21 protein-coding genes, 1 pseudogene and 1 other annotated feature are annotated in these 23,566 nt (G+C 55.6%); of the genes and pseudogenes, 16 read left to right on the top strand and 6 right to left on the bottom strand.

Annotated features, from left to right (window positions below; genetic code table 11):
- The first annotated feature begins 18 nt into the window (after positions 1 to 18).
- On the top strand, positions 19 to 666 hold the full coding sequence (gene gpmB, locus FEM41_RS09125; protein WP_138095676.1) for a 2,3-diphosphoglycerate-dependent phosphoglycerate mutase GpmB: 648 nt from the start codon (positions 19 to 21) through the stop codon (positions 664 to 666).
- Here gpmB and robA read toward each other — a convergent pair whose 3' ends face one another.
- Complete coding sequence (gene robA / locus FEM41_RS09130; RefSeq protein ID WP_138095677.1) at positions 667 to 1,536, bottom strand: MDR efflux pump AcrAB transcriptional activator RobA; 870 nt, start codon at positions 1,534 to 1,536, stop codon at positions 667 to 669.
- A 208-nt stretch (positions 1,537 to 1,744) separates the two neighbouring features.
- Here robA and creA point away from each other — a divergent pair, with 208 nt between their 5' ends.
- Positions 1,745 to 2,215, top strand: coding sequence for a protein CreA (creA, locus tag FEM41_RS09135; RefSeq protein ID WP_138099148.1), 471 nt, complete (start codon positions 1,745 to 1,747; stop codon positions 2,213 to 2,215).
- A 54-nt stretch (positions 2,216 to 2,269) separates the two neighbouring features.
- Here the strand turns inward: creA and arcA are convergent, their stop codons facing one another.
- Entirely contained in the window at positions 2,270 to 2,986 is a 717-nt protein-coding gene (gene arcA / locus FEM41_RS09140) for a two-component system response regulator ArcA (RefSeq protein ID WP_138095678.1), read from the bottom strand.
- A 96-nt stretch (positions 2,987 to 3,082) separates the two neighbouring features.
- Here arcA and yjjY point away from each other — a divergent pair.
- The 6 genes and pseudogenes from yjjY (at position 3,083) to FEM41_RS09175 (ending at position 9,799) form a co-directional block, all read left to right on the top strand.
- A pseudogene (gene yjjY / locus FEM41_RS09145) lies at positions 3,083 to 3,225 on the top strand (YjjY family protein).
- 412 nt (positions 3,226 to 3,637) lie between these two features.
- Positions 3,638 to 4,342: a tRNA/rRNA methyltransferase gene (locus FEM41_RS09150; RefSeq protein WP_138095679.1), complete on the top strand. Its 705-nt coding sequence runs from the start codon at positions 3,638 to 3,640 to the stop codon at positions 4,340 to 4,342.
- 197 nt (positions 4,343 to 4,539) lie between these two features.
- Positions 4,540 to 4,658: a sequence feature (Thr leader region), on the top strand.
- 28 nt (positions 4,659 to 4,686) lie between these two features.
- Positions 4,687 to 7,152, top strand: a complete 2,466-nt coding sequence (gene thrA / locus FEM41_RS09160; protein ID WP_138095680.1) for a bifunctional aspartate kinase/homoserine dehydrogenase I — start codon at positions 4,687 to 4,689, stop codon at positions 7,150 to 7,152.
- 2 nt (positions 7,153 to 7,154) lie between these two features.
- Positions 7,155 to 8,084, top strand: coding sequence for a homoserine kinase (gene thrB / locus FEM41_RS09165; RefSeq protein WP_138095681.1), 930 nt, complete (start codon positions 7,155 to 7,157; stop codon positions 8,082 to 8,084).
- Between the two features lie 3 nt (positions 8,085 to 8,087).
- Positions 8,088 to 9,374 (top strand): threonine synthase, encoded by a 1,287-nt coding sequence (gene thrC / locus FEM41_RS09170; protein ID WP_138095682.1) that lies wholly within the window; start codon positions 8,088 to 8,090, stop codon positions 9,372 to 9,374.
- 212 nt (positions 9,375 to 9,586) lie between these two features.
- Positions 9,587 to 9,799, top strand: coding sequence for a hypothetical protein (locus FEM41_RS09175; RefSeq protein ID WP_138095683.1), 213 nt, complete (start codon positions 9,587 to 9,589; stop codon positions 9,797 to 9,799).
- Between the two features lie 34 nt (positions 9,800 to 9,833).
- Here the strand turns inward: FEM41_RS09175 and yaaA are convergent, their stop codons facing one another.
- Positions 9,834 to 10,607 (bottom strand): peroxide stress protein YaaA, encoded by a 774-nt coding sequence (gene yaaA / locus FEM41_RS09180; RefSeq protein WP_138095684.1) that lies wholly within the window; start codon positions 10,605 to 10,607, stop codon positions 9,834 to 9,836.
- An 82-nt stretch (positions 10,608 to 10,689) separates the two neighbouring features.
- The gene (locus FEM41_RS09185) at positions 10,690 to 12,156 is read right to left on the bottom strand and encodes an alanine/glycine:cation symporter family protein (protein ID WP_138095685.1); all 1,467 of its coding nucleotides are present in this window, start codon (positions 12,154 to 12,156) and stop codon (positions 10,690 to 10,692) included.
- A 200-nt stretch (positions 12,157 to 12,356) separates the two neighbouring features.
- Here FEM41_RS09185 and tal point away from each other — a divergent pair, with 200 nt between their 5' ends.
- From tal to FEM41_RS09200, 3 genes are all read left to right on the top strand, one after another.
- A complete protein-coding gene (gene tal / locus FEM41_RS09190; protein WP_138095686.1) occupies positions 12,357 to 13,310 on the top strand; it encodes a transaldolase in 954 nt (317 codons plus the stop codon).
- A 120-nt stretch (positions 13,311 to 13,430) separates the two neighbouring features.
- On the top strand, positions 13,431 to 14,018 hold the full coding sequence (gene mog / locus FEM41_RS09195) for a molybdopterin adenylyltransferase (protein ID WP_138095687.1): 588 nt from the start codon (positions 13,431 to 13,433) through the stop codon (positions 14,016 to 14,018).
- A 125-nt stretch (positions 14,019 to 14,143) separates the two neighbouring features.
- Positions 14,144 to 15,445 (top strand): MFS transporter, encoded by a 1,302-nt coding sequence (locus tag FEM41_RS09200; RefSeq protein ID WP_138095688.1) that lies wholly within the window; start codon positions 14,144 to 14,146, stop codon positions 15,443 to 15,445.
- Between the two features lie 37 nt (positions 15,446 to 15,482).
- On the opposite strand, the gene satP is transcribed toward FEM41_RS09200, so the two are convergent.
- Positions 15,483 to 16,049, bottom strand: coding sequence for an acetate uptake transporter (gene satP, locus FEM41_RS09205; protein ID WP_138095689.1), 567 nt, complete (start codon positions 16,047 to 16,049; stop codon positions 15,483 to 15,485).
- A 278-nt stretch (positions 16,050 to 16,327) separates the two neighbouring features.
- On the opposite strand from satP, the gene dnaK reads away from it, so the two are divergent.
- From dnaK to nhaR, 4 genes are all read left to right on the top strand, one after another.
- Positions 16,328 to 18,241 carry a molecular chaperone DnaK gene (dnaK, locus tag FEM41_RS09210; protein ID WP_138095690.1) on the top strand — a complete coding sequence of 638 codons (1,914 nt, stop codon included), beginning with the start codon at positions 16,328 to 16,330 and terminating at the stop codon, positions 18,239 to 18,241.
- A gap of 121 nt (positions 18,242 to 18,362) precedes the next feature.
- A complete protein-coding gene (gene dnaJ / locus FEM41_RS09215; RefSeq protein ID WP_138095691.1) occupies positions 18,363 to 19,505 on the top strand; it encodes a molecular chaperone DnaJ in 1,143 nt (380 codons plus the stop codon).
- A 292-nt stretch (positions 19,506 to 19,797) separates the two neighbouring features.
- Positions 19,798 to 20,979, top strand: coding sequence for a Na+/H+ antiporter NhaA (nhaA, locus tag FEM41_RS09220; protein WP_138095692.1), 1,182 nt, complete (start codon positions 19,798 to 19,800; stop codon positions 20,977 to 20,979).
- A gap of 54 nt (positions 20,980 to 21,033) precedes the next feature.
- Positions 21,034 to 21,933, top strand: coding sequence for a transcriptional activator NhaR (nhaR, locus tag FEM41_RS09225; RefSeq protein ID WP_138095693.1), 900 nt, complete (start codon positions 21,034 to 21,036; stop codon positions 21,931 to 21,933).
- A 62-nt stretch (positions 21,934 to 21,995) separates the two neighbouring features.
- On the opposite strand, the gene rpsT is transcribed toward nhaR, so the two are convergent.
- A complete protein-coding gene (rpsT, locus tag FEM41_RS09230; protein ID WP_138095694.1) occupies positions 21,996 to 22,259 on the bottom strand; it encodes a 30S ribosomal protein S20 in 264 nt (87 codons plus the stop codon).
- A gap of 329 nt (positions 22,260 to 22,588) precedes the next feature.
- On the opposite strand from rpsT, the gene ribF reads away from it, so the two are divergent.
- Positions 22,589 to 23,527: a bifunctional riboflavin kinase/FAD synthetase gene (gene ribF, locus FEM41_RS09240; RefSeq protein ID WP_138095695.1), complete on the top strand. Its 939-nt coding sequence runs from the start codon at positions 22,589 to 22,591 to the stop codon at positions 23,525 to 23,527.
- Positions 23,528 to 23,566 lie beyond the last annotated feature (39 nt).

Consider the following 23,566-nt stretch of genomic DNA (forward strand, 5'->3'; position numbering starts at 1 on the left):
GTATAACGGATCATAAGCATGTTACAGGTATACCTTGTTCGCCATGGCGAAACGCAGTGGAATGCCGAGCGCCGCATTCAGGGGCAGTCGGACAGCCCGCTTACCGAAAAAGGTGAGCAGCAGGCGCATCAGGTCGCGCAACGGGTGAGAAATATGGGAATCACGCATGTGATTGCCAGCGATTTGGGGCGCACAAAGCGCACGGCAGAGATCATTGCCGACGCCTGTGGCTGCGAGGTGACGCTGGATCCGCGACTGCGTGAGTTACATATGGGGGTGCTGGAGCGCCGTCAGCTTGATTCTCTGACCGAGGAAGAAGAAGGCTGGCGTCAGCGCCTGGTGAATGGCACCCCGGACGGACGTATTCCGGAAGGGGAGTCGATGACTGACGTCAGCGAGCGTATGCACGCGGCGTTGAACGCCTGCCTTGACCTGCCGGAAGGGAGTCGCCCGCTGCTGGTTAGCCATGGTATGGCGCTGGGCAGTCTGGTCAGCACCATTCTGGGACTGCCGTCCTGGGCCGAGCGTCGTCTGCGTCTGCGAAACTGTTCGATTTCCCGGGTGGATCATCAGCACAGCCCGTGGCTGGCGTCCGGCTGGGTGGTGGAAACGGCGGGAGACGTCTCGCATCTGGACGCCCCCGCGTTGGATGAACTGCAGCGTTAACTAACGGCGTACCGGAATCAGATATTCGCAGCGTAGCTTCTGCGGGTTCGCTTCTACTTTATCCTTATGGGATGGGTAGAAGCGTTCGATATCCTGCCCATGCCGCCGGGTCAGGTTCAGCGTGGGCATGCAGGTGCCGTAAATCATCAGAATAAAGCCCTGAATGCCGCTGGTCGGCCCTTCGTAATTAAACTGAACGTACTCGCCTCCCTCCAGCGTGACCGGATGCGCCTCATGTGGGCAACCACTGGCCTGCTCTGGCAGAACCGCCGTTGTATAGAAGACCTCCTGCTCGTCATCTTTTTCCTGATTGGGGCGCGGTTCATGCAGCCCGTAGAGCACCGGTGGAATGCTCGGCGCATTGCTCAGGAACTGACGCCAGAACTGCATCCGCATCTCGTTCCGATACTCGCTCACCTGCTCCAGCGTGCAGCTGTAGCTTTGGGTTATGCCCATCAGATGAGTTTCCGGCAGCGTCACAAAATGGGGCTGAGGTAGCGTAAACTCACCAAGCCGGATTGGCGGACGCATCCCAAAGGCGCTCCATTCGGGGGAGCGGCGATAGAGGGCTGGCGTTTGCGCAAACTGCTTTTTAAAGGCGCGGGTGAAGGTCTGCTGTGAATCGAAGCGGTACTGCAGGGCGATATCCAGAATCGGACGTGCGGTCAGGCGTAGCGCGACGGCGGCCTTGGACAGACGGCGAGCCCGGATATAGGCACCGATAGCGTGCCCGGTCACATCCTTGAACATTCGTTGCAGGTGCCACTTGGAGTAGCCAGCCCTGGCGGCGACGTGATCCAGAGACAGGGGTTGATCGAGATGGCTTTCCAGCCAGGTTAGTAGATCGCGAATGATCCCAGCCTGATCCATATAATATCCTCAATCCTGACGAGCGAGTGCCTGATTTCTGCCGCGAATGATATCATTTTTCAATGATGACGCATTCAGTGTTTTTTTTAGCAACACGTGCTTAAAAAACACGCACATCTCTCTGGAAATTTTAATAACGTGATATTAAACGTTTTTTTTATCAGATGTCTAATAGTCACTGAACGTAATGTTAAAAATTGGTAACAATATGAAATATAAGGTGTTGGCAGCTGCGCTGCTGTTAGCGTTTACGGCCCGCGGCGTACAGGCGGAGCAGGTAGGCTCGGTAGATACGGTATTTAAAATCTTTGGCCCGGATCACAAAATCGTCGTAGAAGCTTTTGACGATCCCGATGTGAAGAACGTGACCTGCTACCTGAGCCGGGCGAAAACCGGTGGCATCAAGGGCGGACTGGGGCTGGCGGAGGATACCGCAGACGCGGCTATTTCCTGTCAGCAGGTTGGGCCGATTACGTTGAGCGACAAGATCAAGGCGGGGAAAGCGGAAGGAGAGGTGGTGTTTCGCAAACGGACATCGCTGGTGTTTAAGAAGCTTCAGGTGGTTCGCTTCTATGATAAACGTCGCAATGCACTGATTTACCTTAGCTATTCCGACAAAGTCGTGGAAGGTTCGCCGAAGAATGCGTTGAGTGCGGTGCCCATTATGCCGTGGAAATAACGGCTCAACACAAAAAGGCCGCATAAGCGGCCTTTTTGTGGCTCCGGGAGTGGCTTACTCCTGGAGATCGCCGCAGAAGCGGTAACCTTCACCGTGAATCGTGGCGATGATCTCCGGCGTATCCGGTACCGATTCAAAGTGTTTGCGGATGCGGCGGATAGTGACATCCACAGTACGGTCGTGCGGCTTCAGCTCGCGGCCCGTCATTTTCTTCAGCAGTTCGGCACGGGACTGGATTTTTCCCGGGTTTTCGCAGAAGTGCAGCATGGCGCGGAATTCGCTACGCGGCAGTTTATACTGCTCGCCGGTAGGGCTGACCAGCGAACGGCTGTTGATGTCCAGCTCCCAGCCGTTGAATTTGTAGCTTTCAACGGAGCGGCGCTCTTCGCTAACGGCGCCCAGATTCATGGTACGCTGCAGCAGATTACGGGCTCGGATGGTCAGTTCTCGTGGGTTGAACGGTTTGGTGATGTAATCATCCGCACCGATTTCAAGACCCAGGATCTTGTCCACTTCGTTGTCCCTGCCAGTCAGGAACATCAGTGCCACATTTGCCTGTTCGCGTAGCTCACGGGCCAGCAGCAGGCCATTTTTACCCGGCAGGTTGATATCCATGATCACGAGGTTAACGTCATTATCAGAAAGGATCTGATGCATTTCGGCGCCATCGGTCGCTTCAAAGACATCGTAACCTTCTGCCTCGAAAATGCTTTTCAACGTGTTGCGTGTTACCAACTCGTCTTCAACGATAAGAATGTGAGGGGTCTGCATGTTTGCTACCTAAAATTGCCAACTAAAATCGAAACAGGAGTACAGAAGTCCCTGACCTGCCTGGTACATGTCGCAAATTAACATGACCGGCCATACATGACTAAAGTACGTAATTGCGTTCTTGATGCTCAATCCATCAACGTCAACAACATCATTAGCTTGGTCGTGGGCTCTATATCCCTCAAGACCCGACGGTGTTAAAAACGGCTGTAATCCTAACCATTTTAACAGCAACATAACAGGGCATGAGGTTTCCGACACCCAATAAAACTACGCTTCGTTGACATATATCAATTTCAATTGTAGCACGTTAACAGAGTGATGAAATCTTCGTAGCGTACTGGTTCTGTTCGTCACATTTTTTTAATAATCACACCGGCTTCCCTGATGAATCGATAAATGGAATCAATGGAAAAAGCCCGGGACAGCACCAGGATATTTCTGACTGACGAACAACAAGATAACGGATGTGGTATCGCAAGTTCCGTTTGTCTGTCAGTACGCAAATTTATAAGTTTTTATTATAAATTACCCTACGCAAAAAGGGGAGAAAATTGTTGCAATAAAGTAAATTGTTGGCGCGAATTTTTCCTGATTGCGCGCTGTTTTGTTTCCTGATGGTGTTTACTGGTTTTTGTATAAAGAGGGATTATGCGTTTAGTTATGATTCTGGTCGGGCCGGCCAGAGCTGAAAATATTGGTGCTGCCGCGCGGGCCATGAAGACCATGGGCTTTAGCGAAATGCGGATCGTGGATAGCGAAGCTCATCGTCAACCTGCCGCCCGCTATGTGGCCCATGGTTCGACTGATGTCATTGATAATATTGAAGAATATCCCACCCTTGAATCCGCGTTGCACGATGTCGATTTCACTGTCGCCACCACCGCGCGTACCCGGGCTCAGTATCATTACTACGCTACGCCTCAACAGCTACTGCCGCTGCTGGAGGAAAAAGGGCGCTGGCTGCCCACGCTGGCGCTGGTGTTTGGCCGGGAAGATTCAGGGCTGACCAATGAAGAGCTGGCGCTGGCTGATATTCTGACCGGTGTGCCCATGGCTGCAGATTACCCGTCGCTTAATCTTGGGCAGGCGGTGATGGTTTACTGCTATCAGCTTTCCGGGTTGCTGCAGATTGGACCGCGCCCGGAAGCCGTTGCCGACGCTGGGCAACTGCGTGCGCTGCGCCAGAGAATCGCCAGACTACTGACCCGGCTGGTGGTGGCAGACGATCTCAAATTGTCTGCCTGGCTGGAACAGCGAATCGGTCTGTTAGCCCAAAGAGACACCGCAATGTTGCACCAACTGCTGCATGATATCGAAAAAAGGCTGCCGGATGATAATGCCGTAAATGTATAGTTTATCGATATAAAAAACCAGTTTTGTGCGTTATGGCTGGCGGATATGAGAAGTCTGTTGGCTGTCCGCAGGCAGGGCGTGAAAAGCTAATTACCGTGAGCAACTTAAAAATTCATTGACTTAGCCCGGCAGATACTTTAACCAATATATAACGCAAGACGGACAGAATAATTTAGAGCACACAAACATCATGATTCGCATCGGCCTGACCACCATGACCATTACCACCACCATTACCACAGGTAACGGGGCGGGCTGACGCGTACAGGAAAAAATGAAAAAAGCCCGCACCCTGAAGGATGCGGGCTTTTTTTTGAGCTTAAAAAACCAGGGGGTATCTGGAAATGCGAGTGTTGAAATTCGGCGGTACATCAGTGGCGAATGCCCAGCGATTTTTACGGGTCGCCGACATTCTGGAAAGTAATGCCGGACAGGGGCAGGTGGCGACCGTGCTTTCTGCCCCGGCCAAAATCACCAATCACCTGGTGGCAATGATTGAGAAAACCATCGCAGGCCAGGATCCTCTGCCGAATATCAGCGATGCCGAACAGATCTTCGATGCCCTGCTTCAGGGGCTGGCGGAGGCGCAACCCGGTTTTCCCCTGGAGCGTATGAAGGAGCGGGTGGGTCAGGAGTTCGCGCGAATCAAGCATGTTCTGCACGGCATCAGCCTGCTGGGGCAGTGTCCGGACGCCATCAATGCATCGCTGATTTGCCGTGGCGAGAAGCTCTCCATCGCCATTATGGAGGCGCTGCTCCAGGCGCGGGGTCATCAGGTCACTGTGCTGGACCCGGTTGAGAAGCTGCTGGCGGTGGGGCATTACCTTGAATCGACGGTGGACATTGCCGAATCTACCCGCCGTATCGCCGCCAGCCGCATCCCTACCGACCATATGATCCTGATGGCCGGTTTCACCGCCGGTAACGATAAGGGAGAGCTGGTGGTGCTGGGGCGTAATGGCTCTGACTATTCCGCTGCGGTACTGGCGGCCTGCCTGCGTGCCGACTGCTGTGAGATCTGGACCGATGTCGATGGGGTTTATACTTGCGATCCGCGCCAGGTGCCGGACGCCAGACTACTGAAGTCGATGTCCTACCAGGAAGCTATGGAGCTTTCCTACTTCGGCGCCAAAGTCCTTCACCCCCGTACGCTTTCCCCCATCGCCCAGTTCCAGATCCCCTGTCTGATTAAAAATACCGGCAATCCTCAGGCGCCGGGTACGCTGATTGGTCTGGATAGCGATGCAGCCGAAAACCTGCCGGTTAAAGGCATCTCTAACCTGAATAATATGGCGATGTTCAGCGTTTCCGGGCCGGGAATGAAAGGCATGGTTGGCATGGCGGCCCGGGTGTTCGCCACTATGTCGCGTAGCGGCATCTCGGTGGTGCTTATCACTCAGTCCTCGTCAGAGTACAGCATCAGCTTCTGCGTGCCCCAGAGCGATGCACTACGCGCCAGACGCGCCCTGGAAGAGGAATTCCATCTGGAGCTGAAAGAGGGGCTGCTGGAGCCGCTTTCCATCACCGAACGTCTGGCGATTATCTCGGTAGTGGGCGACGGTATGCGTACCCTACGCGGCATCTCGGCCAGGTTCTTCGCGGCGCTGGCCCGGGCCAACATCAATATCATAGCTATCGCTCAGGGCTCTTCCGAGCGGTCCATCTCGGTGGTAGTGAACAACGATGACGTCACCACAGGCGTGCGTGTGGTGCATCAGATGCTGTTCAACACCGAGCAGGTGCTGGAAGTATTCCTGATCGGCGTTGGCGGCGTTGGCGGCGCGCTGCTTGAGCAGATCAAGCGCCAGCAGACCTGGCTTAAGAAAAAGAATATCGATCTGCGGGTGTGCGGCGTAGCCAACTCAAGGGCCATGATCACCAATGTTCACGGTCTGGATCTCGAGGCCTGGCGCCCGGCGCTGGAAGAGGCCTCGGAGCCTTTCAACCTCGGGCGTTTGATTCGCCTGGTGAAGGATTATCACCTGTTGAACCCGGTGATCGTCGACTGCACCTCCAGCCAGGCGGTAGGCGACCAGTATGCCGACTTCCTGAGCGAAGGCTTCCACGTCGTCACGCCGAACAAGAAAGCCAATACCTCATCTATGGCTTACTACCACCAGTTGCGGACCGCAGCGGGCCGCTCGCGCCGTAAGTTCCTGTATGACACCAACGTTGGGGCGGGCCTGCCGGTTATTGAAAACCTTCAGAACCTGTTGAATGCCGGCGATGAGCTACAGCGTTTCACCGGGATTCTTTCCGGTTCGCTTTCCTTTATTTTTGGTAAGCTGGATGAGGGCATGAGCCTGTCGGAGGCGACCGGTACGGCGCGTGAGATGGGCTATACCGAGCCGGACCCGCGTGATGACCTTTCCGGTATGGACGTGGCCCGTAAGCTGCTAATCCTCGCTCGTGAAAGCGGCTACAGCCTTGAGCTGGAGGATATCGTTATCGAACCGGTACTGCCGGAAAGCTTCGATGCCAGCGGCCCGGTAGAGGAATTTATGGCGCGCCTGCCGCAGCTTGACGATCTTTTCTCTTCACGGGTGGCGCAGGCTCGGGATGAAGGTAAGGTGCTGCGCTACGTCGGGATGATTGACGAGCAGGGCGGCTGCCGGGTGCAGATCGCGGCAGTGGACGGTAACGATCCGCTTTATAAGGTGAAAAACGGCGAGAACGCACTGGCGTTCTACAGCCACTATTATCAGCCTCTGCCGTTGGTCCTGCGCGGCTACGGCGCCGGCAATGACGTGACGGCGGCCGGTGTCTTCGCCGATCTGCTGCGCACCCTGTCCTGGAATTCGGGAGTTTAATAATGGTCAAAGTTTATGCCCCTGCCTCAATTGGCAACGTCAGCGTCGGCTTCGACGTGCTGGGGGCGGCGGTATCGCCGGCCGACGGTTCACTGCTTGGCGACTGCGTTAGCGTGGAACGGGCCAGCCAGTTCAGCCTGGATAATGCCGGAAGTTTCGTTAGCAAGCTCCCTGCCAGGGCGCAGGACAACATTGTGTACCAGTGCTGGGAGCGTTTCTGCGAGGAGCTAGGCGAGCAGATTCCGGTGGCGATGACCCTGGAAAAGAATATGCCGATTGGATCCGGATTGGGATCCAGCGCCTGTTCAGTCGTTGCGGCGCTGGTCGCGCTCAATGAATTTTGCGATCGGCCTCTGGATCAAACCCGTCTGCTGGCGCTGATGGGGGAGCTGGAAGGGCGGATCTCCGGTAGCGTCCACTACGATAACGTGGCGCCCTGCTATCTGGGCGGTATGCAACTGATGATAGAAGAGCAGGGGATTATCAGCCAGTCGGTGCCTTGCTTTGAAGAGTGGTTCTGGGTGATGGCTTACCCGGGAATTAAAGTTTCCACCGCTGAAGCCCGGGCGATTCTGCCAGCGCAGTATCGTCGTCAGGACTGTATCAGCCACGGGCGCGGTCTGGCAGGCTTTATTCACGCCTGCCACAGTGGCCAGCCGACGCTTGCGGCAGCGCTGATGCGTGATGTCATCGCCGAGCCCTACCGGGCGAAGCTGCTGCCGGGCTTTGCCGAAGCCCGACGCGCCGTTGGTGAGATCGGCGCGCTGGCCTGTGGTATTTCCGGCTCTGGCCCGACCCTGTTTGCGGTATGCGATAAGCAGGAAACGGCGCAGCGCGCGGCGGACTGGCTCAGCCAGCACTATTTACAGAATGATGAAGGCTTCGTTCATATTTGCCGTCTGGATACGGCGGGCGCACGAGTACTGGGATAACGCATGAAACTCTATAATCTGAAAGATCATAACGAGCAGGTCAGCTTTGCGCAGGCCGTGACACAGGGACTGGGGAAAAATCAGGGGCTGTTTTTTCCGCACGGGCTGCCGGAATTTAGCCTGACGGAGATCGACGAACTGCTGGAGATGGACTTTGTTCCGCGCAGTAGTCGCATTCTCTCGGCCTTTATCGGCGACGAAATTACGCCGGAAATTCTGGAGGAGCGGGTACGCGCCGCCTTCACCTTCCCGGCGCCGGTGGTGAAAGTCAGTGACGATGTGGCCTGTCTGGAGCTGTTCCACGGCCCGACTCTGGCGTTCAAGGATTTTGGCGGTCGCTTTATGGCCCAGATGCTGACGCATATCAGCGGCGATAAGCCGGTGACCATCCTGACCGCCACCTCTGGCGATACCGGCGCCGCGGTCGCCCACGCCTTCTACGGCCTGAAAAATGTGCGGGTGGTAATTCTCTATCCGCGCGGCAAGATAAGCCCGCTGCAGGAGAAGCTGTTCTGTACGCTTGGTGGCAATATTGAAACTGTCGCGGTGGAAGGCGATTTCGATGACTGCCAGGCGCTGGTGAAACAGGCCTTCGACGATGAGCCTCTGAAGCAGCAACTGGGGCTGAATTCCGCGAACTCCATCAACATCAGCCGCCTGCTGGCGCAGATTTGCTACTACTTTGAAGCCGTGGCGCAGCTGCCTCAGGAAGCGCGTAATCAGTTAGTGGTTTCGGTGCCGAGCGGTAACTTCGGCGATCTGACCGCCGGGCTGCTGGCGAAAGCGCTGGGGCTGCCAGTGAAGCGTTTTATCGCTGCGACTAACGTTAACGACACCGTTCCGCGCTATCTGGAAAGCGGCGAGTGGTCGCCCCATTCGACCCGCGCGACGCTTTCCAATGCGATGGATGTCAGCCAGCCTAACAACTGGCCGCGGGTTGAAGAGCTGTTCCGCCGTAAGACCTGGCGCCTGAGCGATCTTGGCTACGCCGCCGTGGATGATGAAACCACCAAAGAGACCGTGCGCGAACTGAAAGGGCTGGGGTATCTTTCCGAGCCCCATGCCGCAGTGGCCTGGCGTGCGTTGCGCGATAATCTACAGCCTGGTGAGTTTGGTCTGTTTTTGGGTACGGCGCATCCGGCGAAGTTTAAGGAGAGCGTCGAGGAGATCCTTGGCGAATCGCTGGAACTGCCCGAAGCGCTGGCTGAACGAGCCGATCTTCCTCTGCTATCTAGCATAATACCGGCAGATTTCACTGTTTTGAATCAGCTTCTTCTGAAGAGTAAATAAGAGATTTCTTCTGTAAAAAACCGCCTTGATTGGCGGTTTTTTATTTATATCCGTAATTGTGGAGAGAATGTGCAGAAAAATGGCAGTAAATAAGCATAAATTATCTATGCGTGCTGCCAGGAGAGAATTAGGACTTCACAGGATAAAAAACTAATTCGGGCTCTTATAGGATGAATGCGTAGTCCCAAAGGGGCGAGAATAAGGAGAAGACGATGTTAAGAGCCTTCACACTGGCACTCATAATGATGATAGCGGCGCCCTTTGCGGCACAGGCCCACGATCACCGGCCGCCGCCGCCGCGCCACCACCATTTCGACCACGAACGTCATCACTGGCATCGTCCGCCGCCGCCACCGCCGCGTTACCACCATCACGGGCATCGGCCGCCGCCGCCGCACTATCATCACCATCACCACCGCTATTAATCAAAACGCCAGCCTTCGGGCTGGCGTTTTGACGTTAACGTTCGTGGCGTTTAAAGACCAGTTCACCGGAGTCTGAGGCGCTGGCATCAAAGAAGTAGCCGTCGCTATCAAACGCCGTGAGCTGTTCTGGTCGGGTCAGTCGATTTTCGATGATATAGCGACTCATCAGGCCGCGCGCTTTCTTGGCGTAGAAGCTAATCACCTTGAACTTGCCATTTTTCTCATCCAGAAAGACCGGCTTAATCAGCGTCGCTTTCAATTTTTGCGGCCGTACCGATTTAAAGTATTCATCCGAAGCCAGGTTGATCACCACGTCGTCATTCTGCTCTGCCAGGGTGGCATTCAGGGTATCGGTAATGATGTCGCCCCAGAAGCTATAGAGATCCTTACCTTGTGGGTTCGCCAGTTTGATGCCCATCTCCAGACGATAGGGCTGCATCAGATCCAGGGGGCGCAACACGCCGTACAGGCCGGAGAGCATGCGCAAATGGCGCTGAGCGAAGTCGAAATCCTCTTCGCTTAAGGTTTCTGCCTGCAGACCGGTGTAGACATCGCCTTTAAAGGCAAGGATAGCCTGACGGGCGTTTTGCGGCGTGAAGTCCGGGTGCCAGTCATGGAAGCGCGTTGCATTGAGCGATGCCAGCCTATCGCTAATGCCCATTAGCGAAGCAATTTGTGGTTCGGAAAGCTTACGGGCCTCACGGATCAACTGCTGCGAATACTCCAGCAGCGCAGGCTGGGTATAGCGCTGTGTGGCAAGGGGGCTCTGGTAATCCAGAGTTTTGGCAGGTGAAATCAGAATAAGCATCTCTTTTCCTTGCGAGGTTGATTCAGGTTCTGGCGGACCATACGGAATTCAGCCCAGACTACTGTAGCAAATCTGGCGGATGTTATGGCCGATGGTTGTAATTGGAAGCCGATGGCGTACTGCGCTTCGCATTATCCCAGACGCCGGGCTCCAGCTGGCTATGAATTTCCGGAAAGCGTTCAGGATTAAAGACCGGCATCTTACCCAGCGCTCGCTGGCGTCGCCAGTCCCCGATCAACTCCCGGACCACCGGCGACAATAGCAGAATGGCAATCAGGTTAACGATCGCCATCAGAGCCGTCATTATCGTTGCCAGTTGCCAGACCCCCGGCATATAAAACAGGCAGCCGGCAATAACGGTGAGCAGTATGCTCAGCCGAAAGAGCAGGCGCCGGCTGGCCGTTGGGCGCAGCATAAAGTTCAGGTTATTCTCGGCATAAACGACGTTGGCGATAATTGTGGTGAAGGCAAACAGCACAACAATCAGAGTGACCAGCGTGCTACCCCACTGTCCCACCAATGAGGCCATCGCCAGGCGTAGAATCGAGAGGCCGTTGCTTTGTAGCTCGGGGATGTCGAGCACGCCGGAAAGCAGGATGACCATGGCTGTGATACTGCACAACACCAGCGTATCGAAGGCCACGCCAACCATCTGTACCAGCCCCTGGGCCGCCGGATGAGGAGGCCAGGAAACCGCCGCCGCCGCGACATTGGGCGTTGAACCCACCCCCGCTTCGTTAGAGAACATCCCGTGCTGGAATCCCTGGCTTAATGCCTGGCTCAGGGTATAGCCGAGTGTACCGGCGGCAACTTCGTGCCAGCCGAAGGCGCCGCGCAGCACCAGTCCAAGGACCGAAGGTATCTGGTCGATATGCCATAGCATTAGCCCCAGGCCCGGCAGTAGCCAGCACAGGCTCATTATCGGCACCAGCCAGAGCGCAATGGTGGCGACGCCCTGAATGCCGCGGCGAATGGCCAGCGCGCACAGGACGAATAGCGTGATGCTAATCGCCAGCGGGGAAATATTAAAGGTTTGATGCAGCGCCCGGGAAATGGCGGAAGCCTGAAGATAGTTAGCGATAAAGCCAAAGGCGACAATCAGCATGACGGCGAACAGGCTGCCCATCCAGCGCATACCCAGGCCCCGGGTCATGTACCAGGCGGGGCCGCCCTGAAACTGTCCGCGGTCGTTACGGGTTTTATAAAGCTGCGCCAGAGTACATTCGGCAAAGGAGATCCCCATACCGATAATGCCGGTGACCCACATCCAGAAGATGGCGCCGGGCCCGCCAGCGGCCAGCGCTATTGCTACGCCGGACAGACTGCCGACGCCGACCCGCGCCGCAAGGCTGATAAGCAGCGCCTGAAGTGCGCTAAGACCGTCTCGCGGCGGCGTGATACTTCGTCTGAGCAGGGGGCAAAACATGCGCAAATGACGAAACTGGATATAACCGGTGTGCCAGGTAAACCAGATGCCCGCGCCAGCCAGCAGATAGATAAGAATTGAGCCCCATATCAGGTCGCTCATGAATAACAGAAAATCGTGCATTGATATCCTTTAATGCCGCGCCCTGGCCGTTCCGTGCCGCGCGCTGATTCGGCCGTCCGTCATGTCGTGGTGATAAGTCTTAGAGTTTATCACATAGGGTAACTCCTGGGTGACTCAGGTTGCACCGAAAGAGGGGCGTGATATTATCGAGTGAGACCGGTTACATCTCACTAACAAGTAGTTTTAACGAGAAATCTATCATGACGGATAAATTGACCTCCCTGCGTCAGTACACCACAGTCGTGGCTGACACCGGAGACATCGCGGCGATGAAGCTGTATCAGCCGCAGGATGCCACAACCAACCCTTCACTGATTCTCAATGCCGCTCAGATTCCTGAATACCGTAAGCTTATCGACGATGCCGTTGAATGGGCGCGCGGCCAGAGCAGCGATCGTGCGCAGCAGGTGGTGGATGCTACCGACAAGCTGGCGGTAAACATCGGCCTTGAGATCCTGAAACTGATCCCCGGTCGTATTTCTACCGAGGTTGATGCGCGTCTCTCTTACGATACCGAAGCGAGCATCGCCAAGGCGAAGCGCCTGATCAAGATGTACAATGATGCCGGTATCGGCAACGACCGCATCCTTATCAAACTGGCCTCTACCTGGCAGGGGATTCGCGCAGCTGAACAGCTGGAAAAAGAGGGCATCAACTGTAACCTGACCCTGCTGTTCTCCTTCGCTCAGGCGCGTGCCTGCGCCGAAGCGGGCGTTTACCTGATCTCGCCGTTCGTTGGCCGTATTCTCGACTGGTACAAAGCTAATACCGACAAGAAAGAGTATGCGCCTGCGGAAGATCCAGGCGTGGTATCGGTGAGTGAAATCTACCAGTATTACAAAGAGCACGGTTATGAAACCGTGGTGATGGGCGCCAGCTTCCGTAACGTTGGCGAGATCCTGGAACTGGCGGGCTGCGACCGTCTGACCATTGCACCGGCTCTGCTCAAAGAACTGGCCGATAGCGAAGGCGCCATCGAACGCAAACTGGCCTGGGCGGGCGACGTGAAGGCGCGTCCGGAGCGCATGACCGAGTCTGCATTCCTGTGGAGCCATAACCAGGATCCGATGGCGGTCGACAAACTGGCGGAAGGTATCCGCAAGTTCGCCATTGACCAGGAAAAACTGGAAAAAATGGTCAGCGACCTGCTGTAATTCCCCCGTGGCCGGGTAACCGGCCACGTTCTCACTTCCCCCGAGCTTTCACCTCCTTCTGTCTGCAATTCCCTTCACAGTGTATGATTCGGGTATGAACCACTGATTTACGGACTTGCTATGAACACCTTACGTATTGGCTTAGTTTCTATTTCCGATCGGGCCTCCAGCGGCGTCTACCAGGATAAGGGCATTCCGGCTCTGGAAAGCTGGCTGGAGCAGGCGCTTGCCACCCCGTACCAGCTGGAACGACGCCTGATCCCTGATGAACGTCAGCTTATTGAACAAACCCTGTGTGAACTGGTCGACGAGATGGGCTGCCATCTGGTATTGACCACTGGCGGTACCGGACCTGCCCGACGAGACGTCACGCCGGATGCAACCCTGGCGGTGGCCGACCGGGAAATGCCGGGGTTCGGTGAGCAGATGCGTCAGGTGAGTCTGCGTTTTGTCCCTACGGCCATTCTGTCGCGCCAGGTGGGTGTGATTCGTAAACAGGCGCTGATCCTCAACCTGCCCGGTCAGCCGAAAGCGATTCAGGAAACCCTGGAAGGGGTGAGGGACGATGCGGGTAACGTGCTGGTACAGGGTATCTTCGCCAGCGTGCCGTACTGCATCCAGTTGCTGGAAGGCCCTTATGTTGAAACTCACGCCCAGGTGGTTGCCGCCTTTCGTCCGAAAAGCGCCAGGCGTGAAAATGTCGGCTGAGTTCGCTTTTTTACATCATCGATAGTCGTATATCTCTGGCACAGCGCGATTTTATCGTTATAGTAACTACATGTTTACAATGAAATGGAAACTATTCGATACACTCAAGAGGTGACGGTTTATCTATGGCTCAGGACACGCGACCACTCAACCGCCAGGACTATAAAACGCTGGCGCTGGCTGCCCTTGGCGGGGCGCTGGAGTTCTACGATTTCATCATATTCGTTTTTTTCGCAGCGGTGGTGGGGGCGCTGTTCTTCCCGCCGGACGTTCCCGAATGGCTGCGCCAGGTTCAGACCTTCGGCATTTTTGCCGCCGGTTATCTGATTCGCCCACTCGGCGGTATTGTGATGGCGCACTTTGGCGATCGTAGCGGCCGTAAACGCATGTTTACCCTGAGTATCCTGATGATGGCGTTGCCGACCCTGGCGATTGGCCTGCTGCCGACCTGGGATACGCTCGGCGTCGCAGCGCCGCTGCTGTTGCTGGTCATGCGGTTACTACAGGGGGCGGCTATCGGCGGCGAAGTGCCGGGCGCCTGGGTTTTTGTGGCTGAGCATGTGCCGGAGCGGCGTACCGGGCTGGCCTGTGGCATTCTGACCGCAGGGCTGACGCTGGGGATTTTGCTGGGCTCACTGGTGGCGACCCTGGTGAATTCGCTGTTAACGCCCGATGCGGTACAAGGCTGGGGCTGGCGAATTCCGTTTTTGCTCGGTGGCATCTTCGGGCTAATGGCGATGTATCTGCGGCGCTGGTTACAGGAGACGCCGGTCTTTGTGGAGCTGCAACAGCGTAAAATGCTGGCGCGCGAACTGCCGGTGAGAGCGGTCGTCACCCGTCATCGTAAAGCCGTGATGGTCTCTATGCTGCTTACCTGGCTGCTGTCGGCCGGTATTGTGGTGGTGATCCTGATGGCGCCGACCTGGCTTCAGCAGCAGGCCGCTATCGCACCAGCCCGGGCGCTGCAGGCTAACAGCGTGGCGACCATTATGCTGTGTTGCGGCTGTCTGCTGGCGGGGCTGGCTGCCGATCGCTTCGGCGCCGGTAAGACCTTCATGGTGGGAAGCCTGGTGCTGGCGCTGTGCAGCGCGCTGTTTTATCACCTGATGCTGAGTCATCCTGAGTCGCTGTTTCTGCTCTATGGACTGGTGGGCCTCAGCGTCGGTGTAGTGGGCGCCGTACCTTTTGTCATGGTGCGGGCCTTTCCGCCGGAGGTGCGCTTTTCCGGGCTCTCTTTTTCTTACAACATGTCCTACGCCGTATTTGGCGGGCTGTCGCCGATTGCGGTAACGCTAATGATGGGGATCTCCCCGCTGGCGCCGGCCTGGTATGTACTGGCTCTGGCATTGATGGGGCTGGTTATCGGTTTCTGGCTCTGGCGTTCGCCGCAGGTGACCGGTGACTTGCAGACCCAGCGGGTGATGTGAGGGTAGGGCCCTCGCCGTCAGGCGAGGGCCAGGAACGTTAGTGACGTTCGCCAATCGGCAGCAGGGTACGGCCTGCTTTTTCATTAAGCACTTCCGCCATCGCCGTCCAGAAGGCGCTGGCGCCGCAGGTAATGCCGACCCAACCGGCGATGCGTACCGTCTGCGCGCTGTCGGCCAGATGGCCGATGGCGAGCAGGGCGAAGAGCACGGTCAGGCTCAGGAAGACGAACTGCAGGGCGCGGTTGCCTCCCAGGGTGCCGAAGAACATAAACAGCGTGAAAATACCCCACAGGCCGAGCCAGGCCCCCATAAACTGGCTATTTGCCGCTTCAGCCAGCCCCATTTTCGGCATCAGCAGAATAGCGACCAGCGTCATCCAGAAGCAGCCGTAAGAGGTGAACGCCGTCAGACCGAAGGTATTTCCTTTTTTATATTCCAGCACTCCGGCAATAATTTGCGCGAGACCGCCATAAAAGAGCCCCATCGCCAGAATAATGCCGTCGAGAGGGAACAGATTAATATTATGCAGATTGAGCAGGATGGTGGTCATGCCAAAGCCCATCAGGCCCAGCGGAGCCGGGTTAGCCAGTTTTACAGTTTCCATAAAGCCTCAGTATCATCATTAACAAAACAGCCACTCTCCGGCGGCTGGCGGCGCATCATATAGGGGCTCTGTTTGCTGCGTCTTTGATCGAAAGGGGTAAGAATGAAATTTTTTTTGTCTTCCCCCTTGATGGCGAGCGGGACGACCCCATCTTGTAGACAACCAACGAAGAGTGAATCTGAAAAAAAAGCGAATCCGGGCGGTTGAAAGAGACAATTTTGCCCTTATTACAGGTTCACGATCATCAAAGATGACGAATTTTTAGTGGAGACGTTTAGATGGGTAAAATTATTGGTATCGACCTGGGTACTACCAACTCTTGTGTAGCTATTATGGATGGCACTCAGGCACGTGTGCTCGAGAACGCAGAAGGTGAACGCACCACGCCTTCTATCATTGCATATACTCAGGATGGTGAAACTCTGGTGGGTCAGCCGGCTAAACGTCAGGCGGTGACGAACCCGCAGAACACCCTGTTTGCAATCAAGCGTCTGATCGGCCGTCGCTTCCAGGACGAAGAAGTCCAGCGTGATGTGTCCATCATGCCGTACAAAATTGTGGGCGCTGATAACGGCGACGCATGGATTGAAGTTAAAGATCAGAAAATGGCACCGCCGCAGATTTCTGCTGAAGTGCTGAAGAAAATGAAAAAGACCGCCGAGGACTACCTGGGCGAGCCGGTGACCGAAGCTGTTATCACCGTACCGGCCTACTTTAACGATGCGCAGCGTCAGGCAACCAAAGACGCCGGTCGTATCGCGGGCCTGGAAGTGAAACGTATCATCAACGAACCGACCGCTGCTGCGCTGGCTTACGGTCTGGACAAGCAGACCGGTAACCGCACTATCGCGGTATACGACCTGGGTGGTGGTACCTTCGATATCTCCATCATCGAAATCGATGACGTTGACGGCGAAAAAACCTTTGAAGTTCTGGCAACCAACGGTGATACCCACCTGGGTGGTGAAGACTTCGATACCCGTCTGATCAACTACCTGGTTGACGAGTTTAAGAAAGATCAGGGCATTGACCTGCGTAATGACCCGCTGGCGATGCAGCGCCTGAAAGAAGCGGCAGAAAAAGCGAAAATCGAACTTTCTTCCGCCCAGCAGACCGACGTGAACCTGCCGTACATCACCGCAGACGCCACCGGTCCGAAACACATGAACATCAAGGTGACCCGTGCCAAACTGGAATCCCTGGTGGAAGATCTGGTTAACCGCTCTATCGAGCCGCTGAAAGTCGCGCTGCAGGACGCTGGGCTGTCGGTTTCCGATATCCATGACGTTATCCTGGTTGGCGGTCAGACCCGCATGCCGATGGTGCAGAAGAAAGTTGCCGAATTCTTCGGTAAAGATCCGCGTAAAGACGTAAACCCGGACGAAGCTGTGGCTATTGGCGCTGCGGTACAGGGCGGCGTACTGACCGGTGAAGTGAAAGATGTTCTGCTGCTGGACGTCACTCCGCTCTCCCTTGGGATTGAAACCATGGGCGGCGTGATGACTGCGCTTATCAACAAGAACACCACTATCCCGACCAAGCACAGCCAGGTCTTCTCTACCGCAGAGGACAACCAGGCCGCCGTGACCATTCACGTGCTGCAGGGTGAGCGTAAGCGTGCGGGCGATAACAAGTCTCTGGGTCAGTTCAACCTGGATGGCATTAACCCGGCACCGCGCGGTATGCCGCAGATCGAAGTCACCTTCGACATCGACGCCGACGGTATTCTGCACGTTTCCGCGAAAGATAAAAACAGCGGCAAAGAGCAGAAGATTACCATTAAGGCCTCTTCCGGTCTGAACGAGGAAGAGATCAACAAGATGGTGCAGGAAGCTGAAGCTAACGCTGAATCTGACCGTAAGTTTGAGGAACTGGTACAGACCCGCAATCAGGCGGATCACCTGGTACACAGCACCCGCAAACAGGTTGAAGAAGCGGGCGACAAGCTGCCGGCGGAAGACAAAACCGCTATCGAATCTGCGCTGAGCGCGCTGGAAACTTCCCTGAAAGGTGAAGATAAAGCCGATATCGAAGCGAAGATGCAGGAGCTGGCGCAGGCTTCAGCCAAACTGGTTGAAATCGCTCAGCAGAATGCACAGCAGCAGGCACAGCCTGGTGCAGAAGCCGGTGCTGACAAGAACGACGACGTGGTAGACGCGGAGTTCGAAGAAGTTAAAGAAAACAAAAAATAATCGCCCTTTGAGTGGGTTAAGATTGTTCGCACGGGCGTAGAGGTTTTTCCTCCACGCCCGTTTATTCATCTATTCCCGGGAGGTTTTCTGAATCTATTCGGGGATAAGGGCAGATAAAAAGATGGCGAAGAAAGACTACTACGAGATTTTAGGCGTCGCGAAAGATGCGGAAGAGCGCGACATCAAAAAAGCCTATAAACGCCTGGCCATGAAGTTCCACCCGGACCGCAATCCCGGGAATAAAGAGGCCGAAGATAAGTTTAAAGAGATCAAAGAAGCCTACGAAATTCTGACCGATGCCCAGAAGCGTGCGGCCTACGATCAGTATGGTCATGCCGCCTTTGAGCAGGGGGGAATGGGCGGTGGCGGTTTCGGTGGCGGCTTTGGCGGCGGTGGAGCCGACTTCAGCGATATCTTTGGCGACGTATTTGGCGATATCTTTGGCGGCGGTCGCAGAACCCGTGCCGCTCGCGGCGCCGATTTACGCTACAACATGGAGCTGTCGCTGGAAGAAGCGGTACGCGGCGTGACCAAAGAGATCCGTATCCCGACTCTGGAAGAGTGCGACCTGTGCCACGGCAGCGGCGCGAAGGCGGGATCCAAGCCGCAGACCTGTCCCACCTGTCACGGTGCCGGCCAGGTGCAGATGCGTCAGGGCTTCTTTACCGTACAGCAGACCTGTCCACACTGTCAGGGCCGCGGTACGCTGATTACCGACCCTTGCACCAAATGTCACGGCCATGGCCGCGTTGAAAAGAGCAAAACCCTGTCGGTGAAAATTCCGTCCGGGGTGGACACTGGCGATCGCATCCGCCTGGCGGGCGAGGGTGAAGCGGGTGAGCATGGCGCACCGGCAGGAGATCTCTACGTTCAGGTGCAGGTTAAACCGCATCCGATCTTTGAACGTGAAGGGAATAACCTGTACTGCGAAGTGCCGATCAACTTTACGATGGCGGCGCTGGGCGGCGAGATTGAAGTTCCGACCCTGGATGGCCGTGTGAATCTGAAGGTGCCGGGTGAAACTCAGACCGGTAAGCTGTTCCGCATGCGCGGTAAAGGCGTGAAATCGGTACGCGGCGGCGCGCAGGGCGACTTGCTGTGCCGGGTAGTGGTTGAAACCCCGGTCAACCTGAACGAGAGGCAGAAGCAGTTGCTTAATGAGCTGCAGGAAAGCTTTGGCGGTCCGACCGGCGAGAAAAACAGCCCGCGCTCCAAAAGTTTCTTCGACGGCGTGAAAAAGTTCTTTGACGATCTGACCCGCTAACGTCGGGGCATTCGCCAGACAGAACCTTAAGGGACTGCCGGTCCCTTAAGGTTTTTTTACACCTGCCTTGCGTTACAGCTCTGAATAACAGGTTTTTCCGTGTGGTTATTATTTTGCGGATTTCTCACCGGTATCGCATCATGACCCCAGTAAAAAGGCCATTGTCCGTTCTTCTTGCATTATACTTATCGTTAAAACCGAGTTTTACGGCAGTAATAACCTGCTTTTAGCGAATATTTATTCTGTCCTATGATAGTTGTCACTTCGGTTTTACTTGATGAGACAGCGAATAATGAAACAATTACAACGCTTCTTCAGCAACGACGCTTCAGGTGGCGTGTTGCTGATTATCACCGCTGCGCTGGCAATGCTTCTGGCCAATATGTCCACCACTCAGGCGGAGTATTTCTCCTTCCTGAATATGCCGGTTGAGCTAAAGGTGGGCAGCCTGGAGATCCACAAAAACATGCTGCTGTGGATCAACGACGCCCTGATGGCCTGCTTCTTCCTGATGATTGGCCTGGAAGTTAAACGCGAACTGGTGTCCGGCTCGCTGGCCAGCCGCCGTCAGGCTGTTTTCCCCATCATTGCGGCGGCTGGCGGTATGGTAGTGCCGGCCGTAATCTATCTGTTGTTCAATATGCAGGATCCCGTTACCCGCCAGGGTTGGGCAATTCCGGCTGCGACCGATATCGCTTTTGCGTTGGGGATTCTGGCGCTGTTGGGCAACCGGGTTCCGGCATCGCTGAAGATCTTCCTGATGGCGCTGGCGATTATCGACGACCTGGGCGCGATAGTGATCATCGCGCTGTTCTATACCAGTGACCTGTCGGTACTGTCGCTGGGCGTGGCTGCCGCCGCCATTGTGGCGTTGGTGATGCTGAATCTGTTTAACGTGAGACGGATTGGAATCTACCTGCTGGTGGGGGTGGTGCTGTGGACCGCGGTGCTAAAATCGGGCGTTCACGCAACGCTTGCCGGGGTGATTATCGGCTTCCTGATCCCGCTTAAGCCGGAGAAAGGGCATTCACCGGCCCGGGAACTGGAGCATATTCTACACCCCTGGGTTTCGTTCCTGATTCTGCCGCTGTTCGCCTTCGCGAATGCCGGGGTTCCGCTGCAGGGCGTTACCCTGGGCGGGCTGACTTCTCTGCTACCGCTGGGCATTATCGCTGGTCTGCTGGTAGGCAAGCCGCTTGGTATCAGCCTCTTCTGCTGGGTGGCCCTGAAGCTGAAGCTGGCTTCATTGCCGGAAGGGACAACCTGTCGGGATATCGTTGCGGTGGGTGTGCTGTGCGGTATTGGCTTCACCATGTCGATCTTTATCGCGACCCTGGCGTTCGGCGATATCGATCCTGAGCTTATCACCTGGGCGAAGCTGGGGATTCTGGTGGGGTCGATGCTCTCCGCAGTACTGGGATATATCATGTTGAGAATGCGGCTCTCAGGGCGTGAGGCACAGCATACGCACTAACATAAGGCGGCCCCGTAACGGGGCCGCAGGGATTTCCATCACGGAGTGACGCTTATGCCCCATATAAACTACAACCATCTGTACTATTTCTGGCACGTCTGCAAAGAGGGATCGGTTGTGGGGGCCGCCGAGGTGCTCTATCTGACGCCTCAAACCATTACCGGGCAGATTAAACTGCTGGAAGAGCGTCTGCAGGGCAAGCTGTTCAAGCGCAAGGGGCGAGGTCTGGAGCCTTCTGAACTGGGTCAGCTGGTGTTCCGCTATGCGGACCGGATGTTCACCCTGAGCCAGGAGATGCTGGATATCGTCAACTACCGCAAAGAGTCTCATTTGCTGTTTGACGTTGGGGTCGCGGATGCGCTTTCCAAACGGCTGGTCAGCGGCGTACTGGATGCGGCGGTGGAAGAGGACAGCCAGATTCGGTTGCGCTGTTTCGAGTCTACCCACGAATTGCTGCTGGAGCAGCTCAGCCAGCATAAGCTGGACATGATCCTTTCTGACTGTCCTGTCGATTCATCCCAGCAGGAGGGGCTGTTTTCGGTGAAGATTGGTGAATGTGGCGTGAGCTTCTGGAGCCAGGCGCCGCTGCCGGGGAAACCGTTTCCCGCCTGTCTGGAGGAACGCAGTTTGTTGATTCCCGGGCGCCGTTCCATGCTGGGGCGTAAGCTACTGAACTGGATCAACGCGCAGGATTTAAAGGTACAGATCCTTGGTGAGTTTGACGATGCGGCGCTGATGAAAGCCTTTGGCGCTGCGCATAATGCGATCTTTGTGGCGCCGACCCTTTACGCTTACGACTTCTACCGCGATGAAGAGATTGTGGAGATAGGGCGGATGGATAACGTGATGGAGGAGTACCACGTGATTTTCGCCGAGCGTATGATTCAACATCCGGCGGTACAGCGTATCTGCAACCGGGATTATTCGGCGCTGTTCGCCAACCCTATACGCTGATTCAGGACATAAAAAAACCCGCATCGGCGGGTTTTTTTATCAAGCAACAGCGAAGAAGGCGATTAGGCCATCTTGCTGATCTGCGCGACCAGGTTAGACTTATGACGCGCTGCTTTGTTTTTGTGGATCAGACCCTTACCGGCCTGACGATCCACGATCGGTTGCATTTCGTTAAATGCTTTCTGAGCAGCTTCTTTGTCGCCTGCTGCAATCGCCGCGTATACCTTCTTGATGTAGGTACGCATCATGGAGCGACGGCTAGCGTTGTGCTTGCGGCGCTTCTCAGACTGTACGGCGCGTTTCTTAGCTGATTTGATATTAGCCAAGGTCCAACTCCCAAATAATCATATGTGGACAATTCAAAGGCCGAGGAATATGCCCGTTTAGCCTTCTTTTGTCAATGGATTTGTGCAAATAAGCGCCGTTAAAGCAAGCGGCACCGGTTACGTAATGATGGCGCAAGATTCTACCAGCTTGCCGCGCGTGAATACAGTCTTTCAGCGACAAAATTGACGCGTCTCGCGGCAAGCTGGTGCGGGGGGCCGTCAACAGAGGAAAAATCATTGCCGCTTTATGCTATAACGAACCATTCGCCGGTTAATTTTAACGGCTGTACAAGGTATAATCCGCCGATTTCCACTGTTTTGAGCCTGTCATGAAGCTGATACGCGGCATACATAATATCAACGCCAGCCATCACGGTTGCGTGTTGACCATTGGTAATTTTGACGGCGTGCATCGTGGTCATCAGTCCCTGCTACAGGGGCTGGTCGAAGAGGGGCGTCGTCGCCAGTTGCCGGTGATTGTGATGATCTTTGAGCCCCAGCCCCTTGAGCTGTTTGCAGGCAATGAAGCTCCTGCGCGCCTGACGCGTCTGCGGGAAAAAGTGCGTTACCTTGCTGAATGCGGCGTGGACTACGTTCTCTGCGTGCGTTTCGATCGTCGATTCGCGGCGCTGACTGCCGAAAGCTTCGTGAAAGAGCTGTTGGTCGGTAGTCTGGGGGTTCGCTACCTGGCAGTGGGGGATGATTTCCGCTTTGGCGCTGGTCGCAAGGGCGATTTCTTATTATTACAGAAAGCCGGACAAGAGTACGGTTTTAACGTCGTCAGCACCCATACCTTCTGCGAAGGCGGCGTGCGTATCAGCAGTACCGCGGTGCGTCAGGCGCTGGCGAATGATGATTTAACGCTGGTGGAAAGCCTGTTGGGACGCCCATTTTCTATTTCCGGGCGCGTGGTGCACGGCGATGAGCTGGGGCGCACTATCGGTTTTCCTACGGCGAACCTGCCGCTGCGTCGCCAGGTGTCGCCGGTCAAAGGCGTTTATGCCGTCGAGGTACTGGGCGCCGCAGAAACGCCGCTATTCGGCGTTGCCAATATCGGCACCCGCCCTACGGTAGAAGGGACACGCCAGCAGCTGGAGGTCCATCTGCTGGACGTTACACTGGATCTGTACGGGCGACATATTGAAGTGATTATGCGTAGCAAAATCCGCAACGAGCAGCGTTTTGCTTCGCTGGATGCGTTGAAAGCGCAGATCGCCAGAGACGAGATGACGGCCCGGGAATTCTTCGGGCTGGCGCTGCCGCAATAGTTGCCGCGCCTGGCGTCTGATAAAGCATTAACCAAACCG

Origin of the sequence: Jejubacter calystegiae, from assembly GCF_005671395.1 — a bacterium.
In the GTDB taxonomy this organism is placed as follows: Bacteria; Pseudomonadota; Gammaproteobacteria; order Enterobacterales; family Enterobacteriaceae; genus Jejubacter; species Jejubacter calystegiae.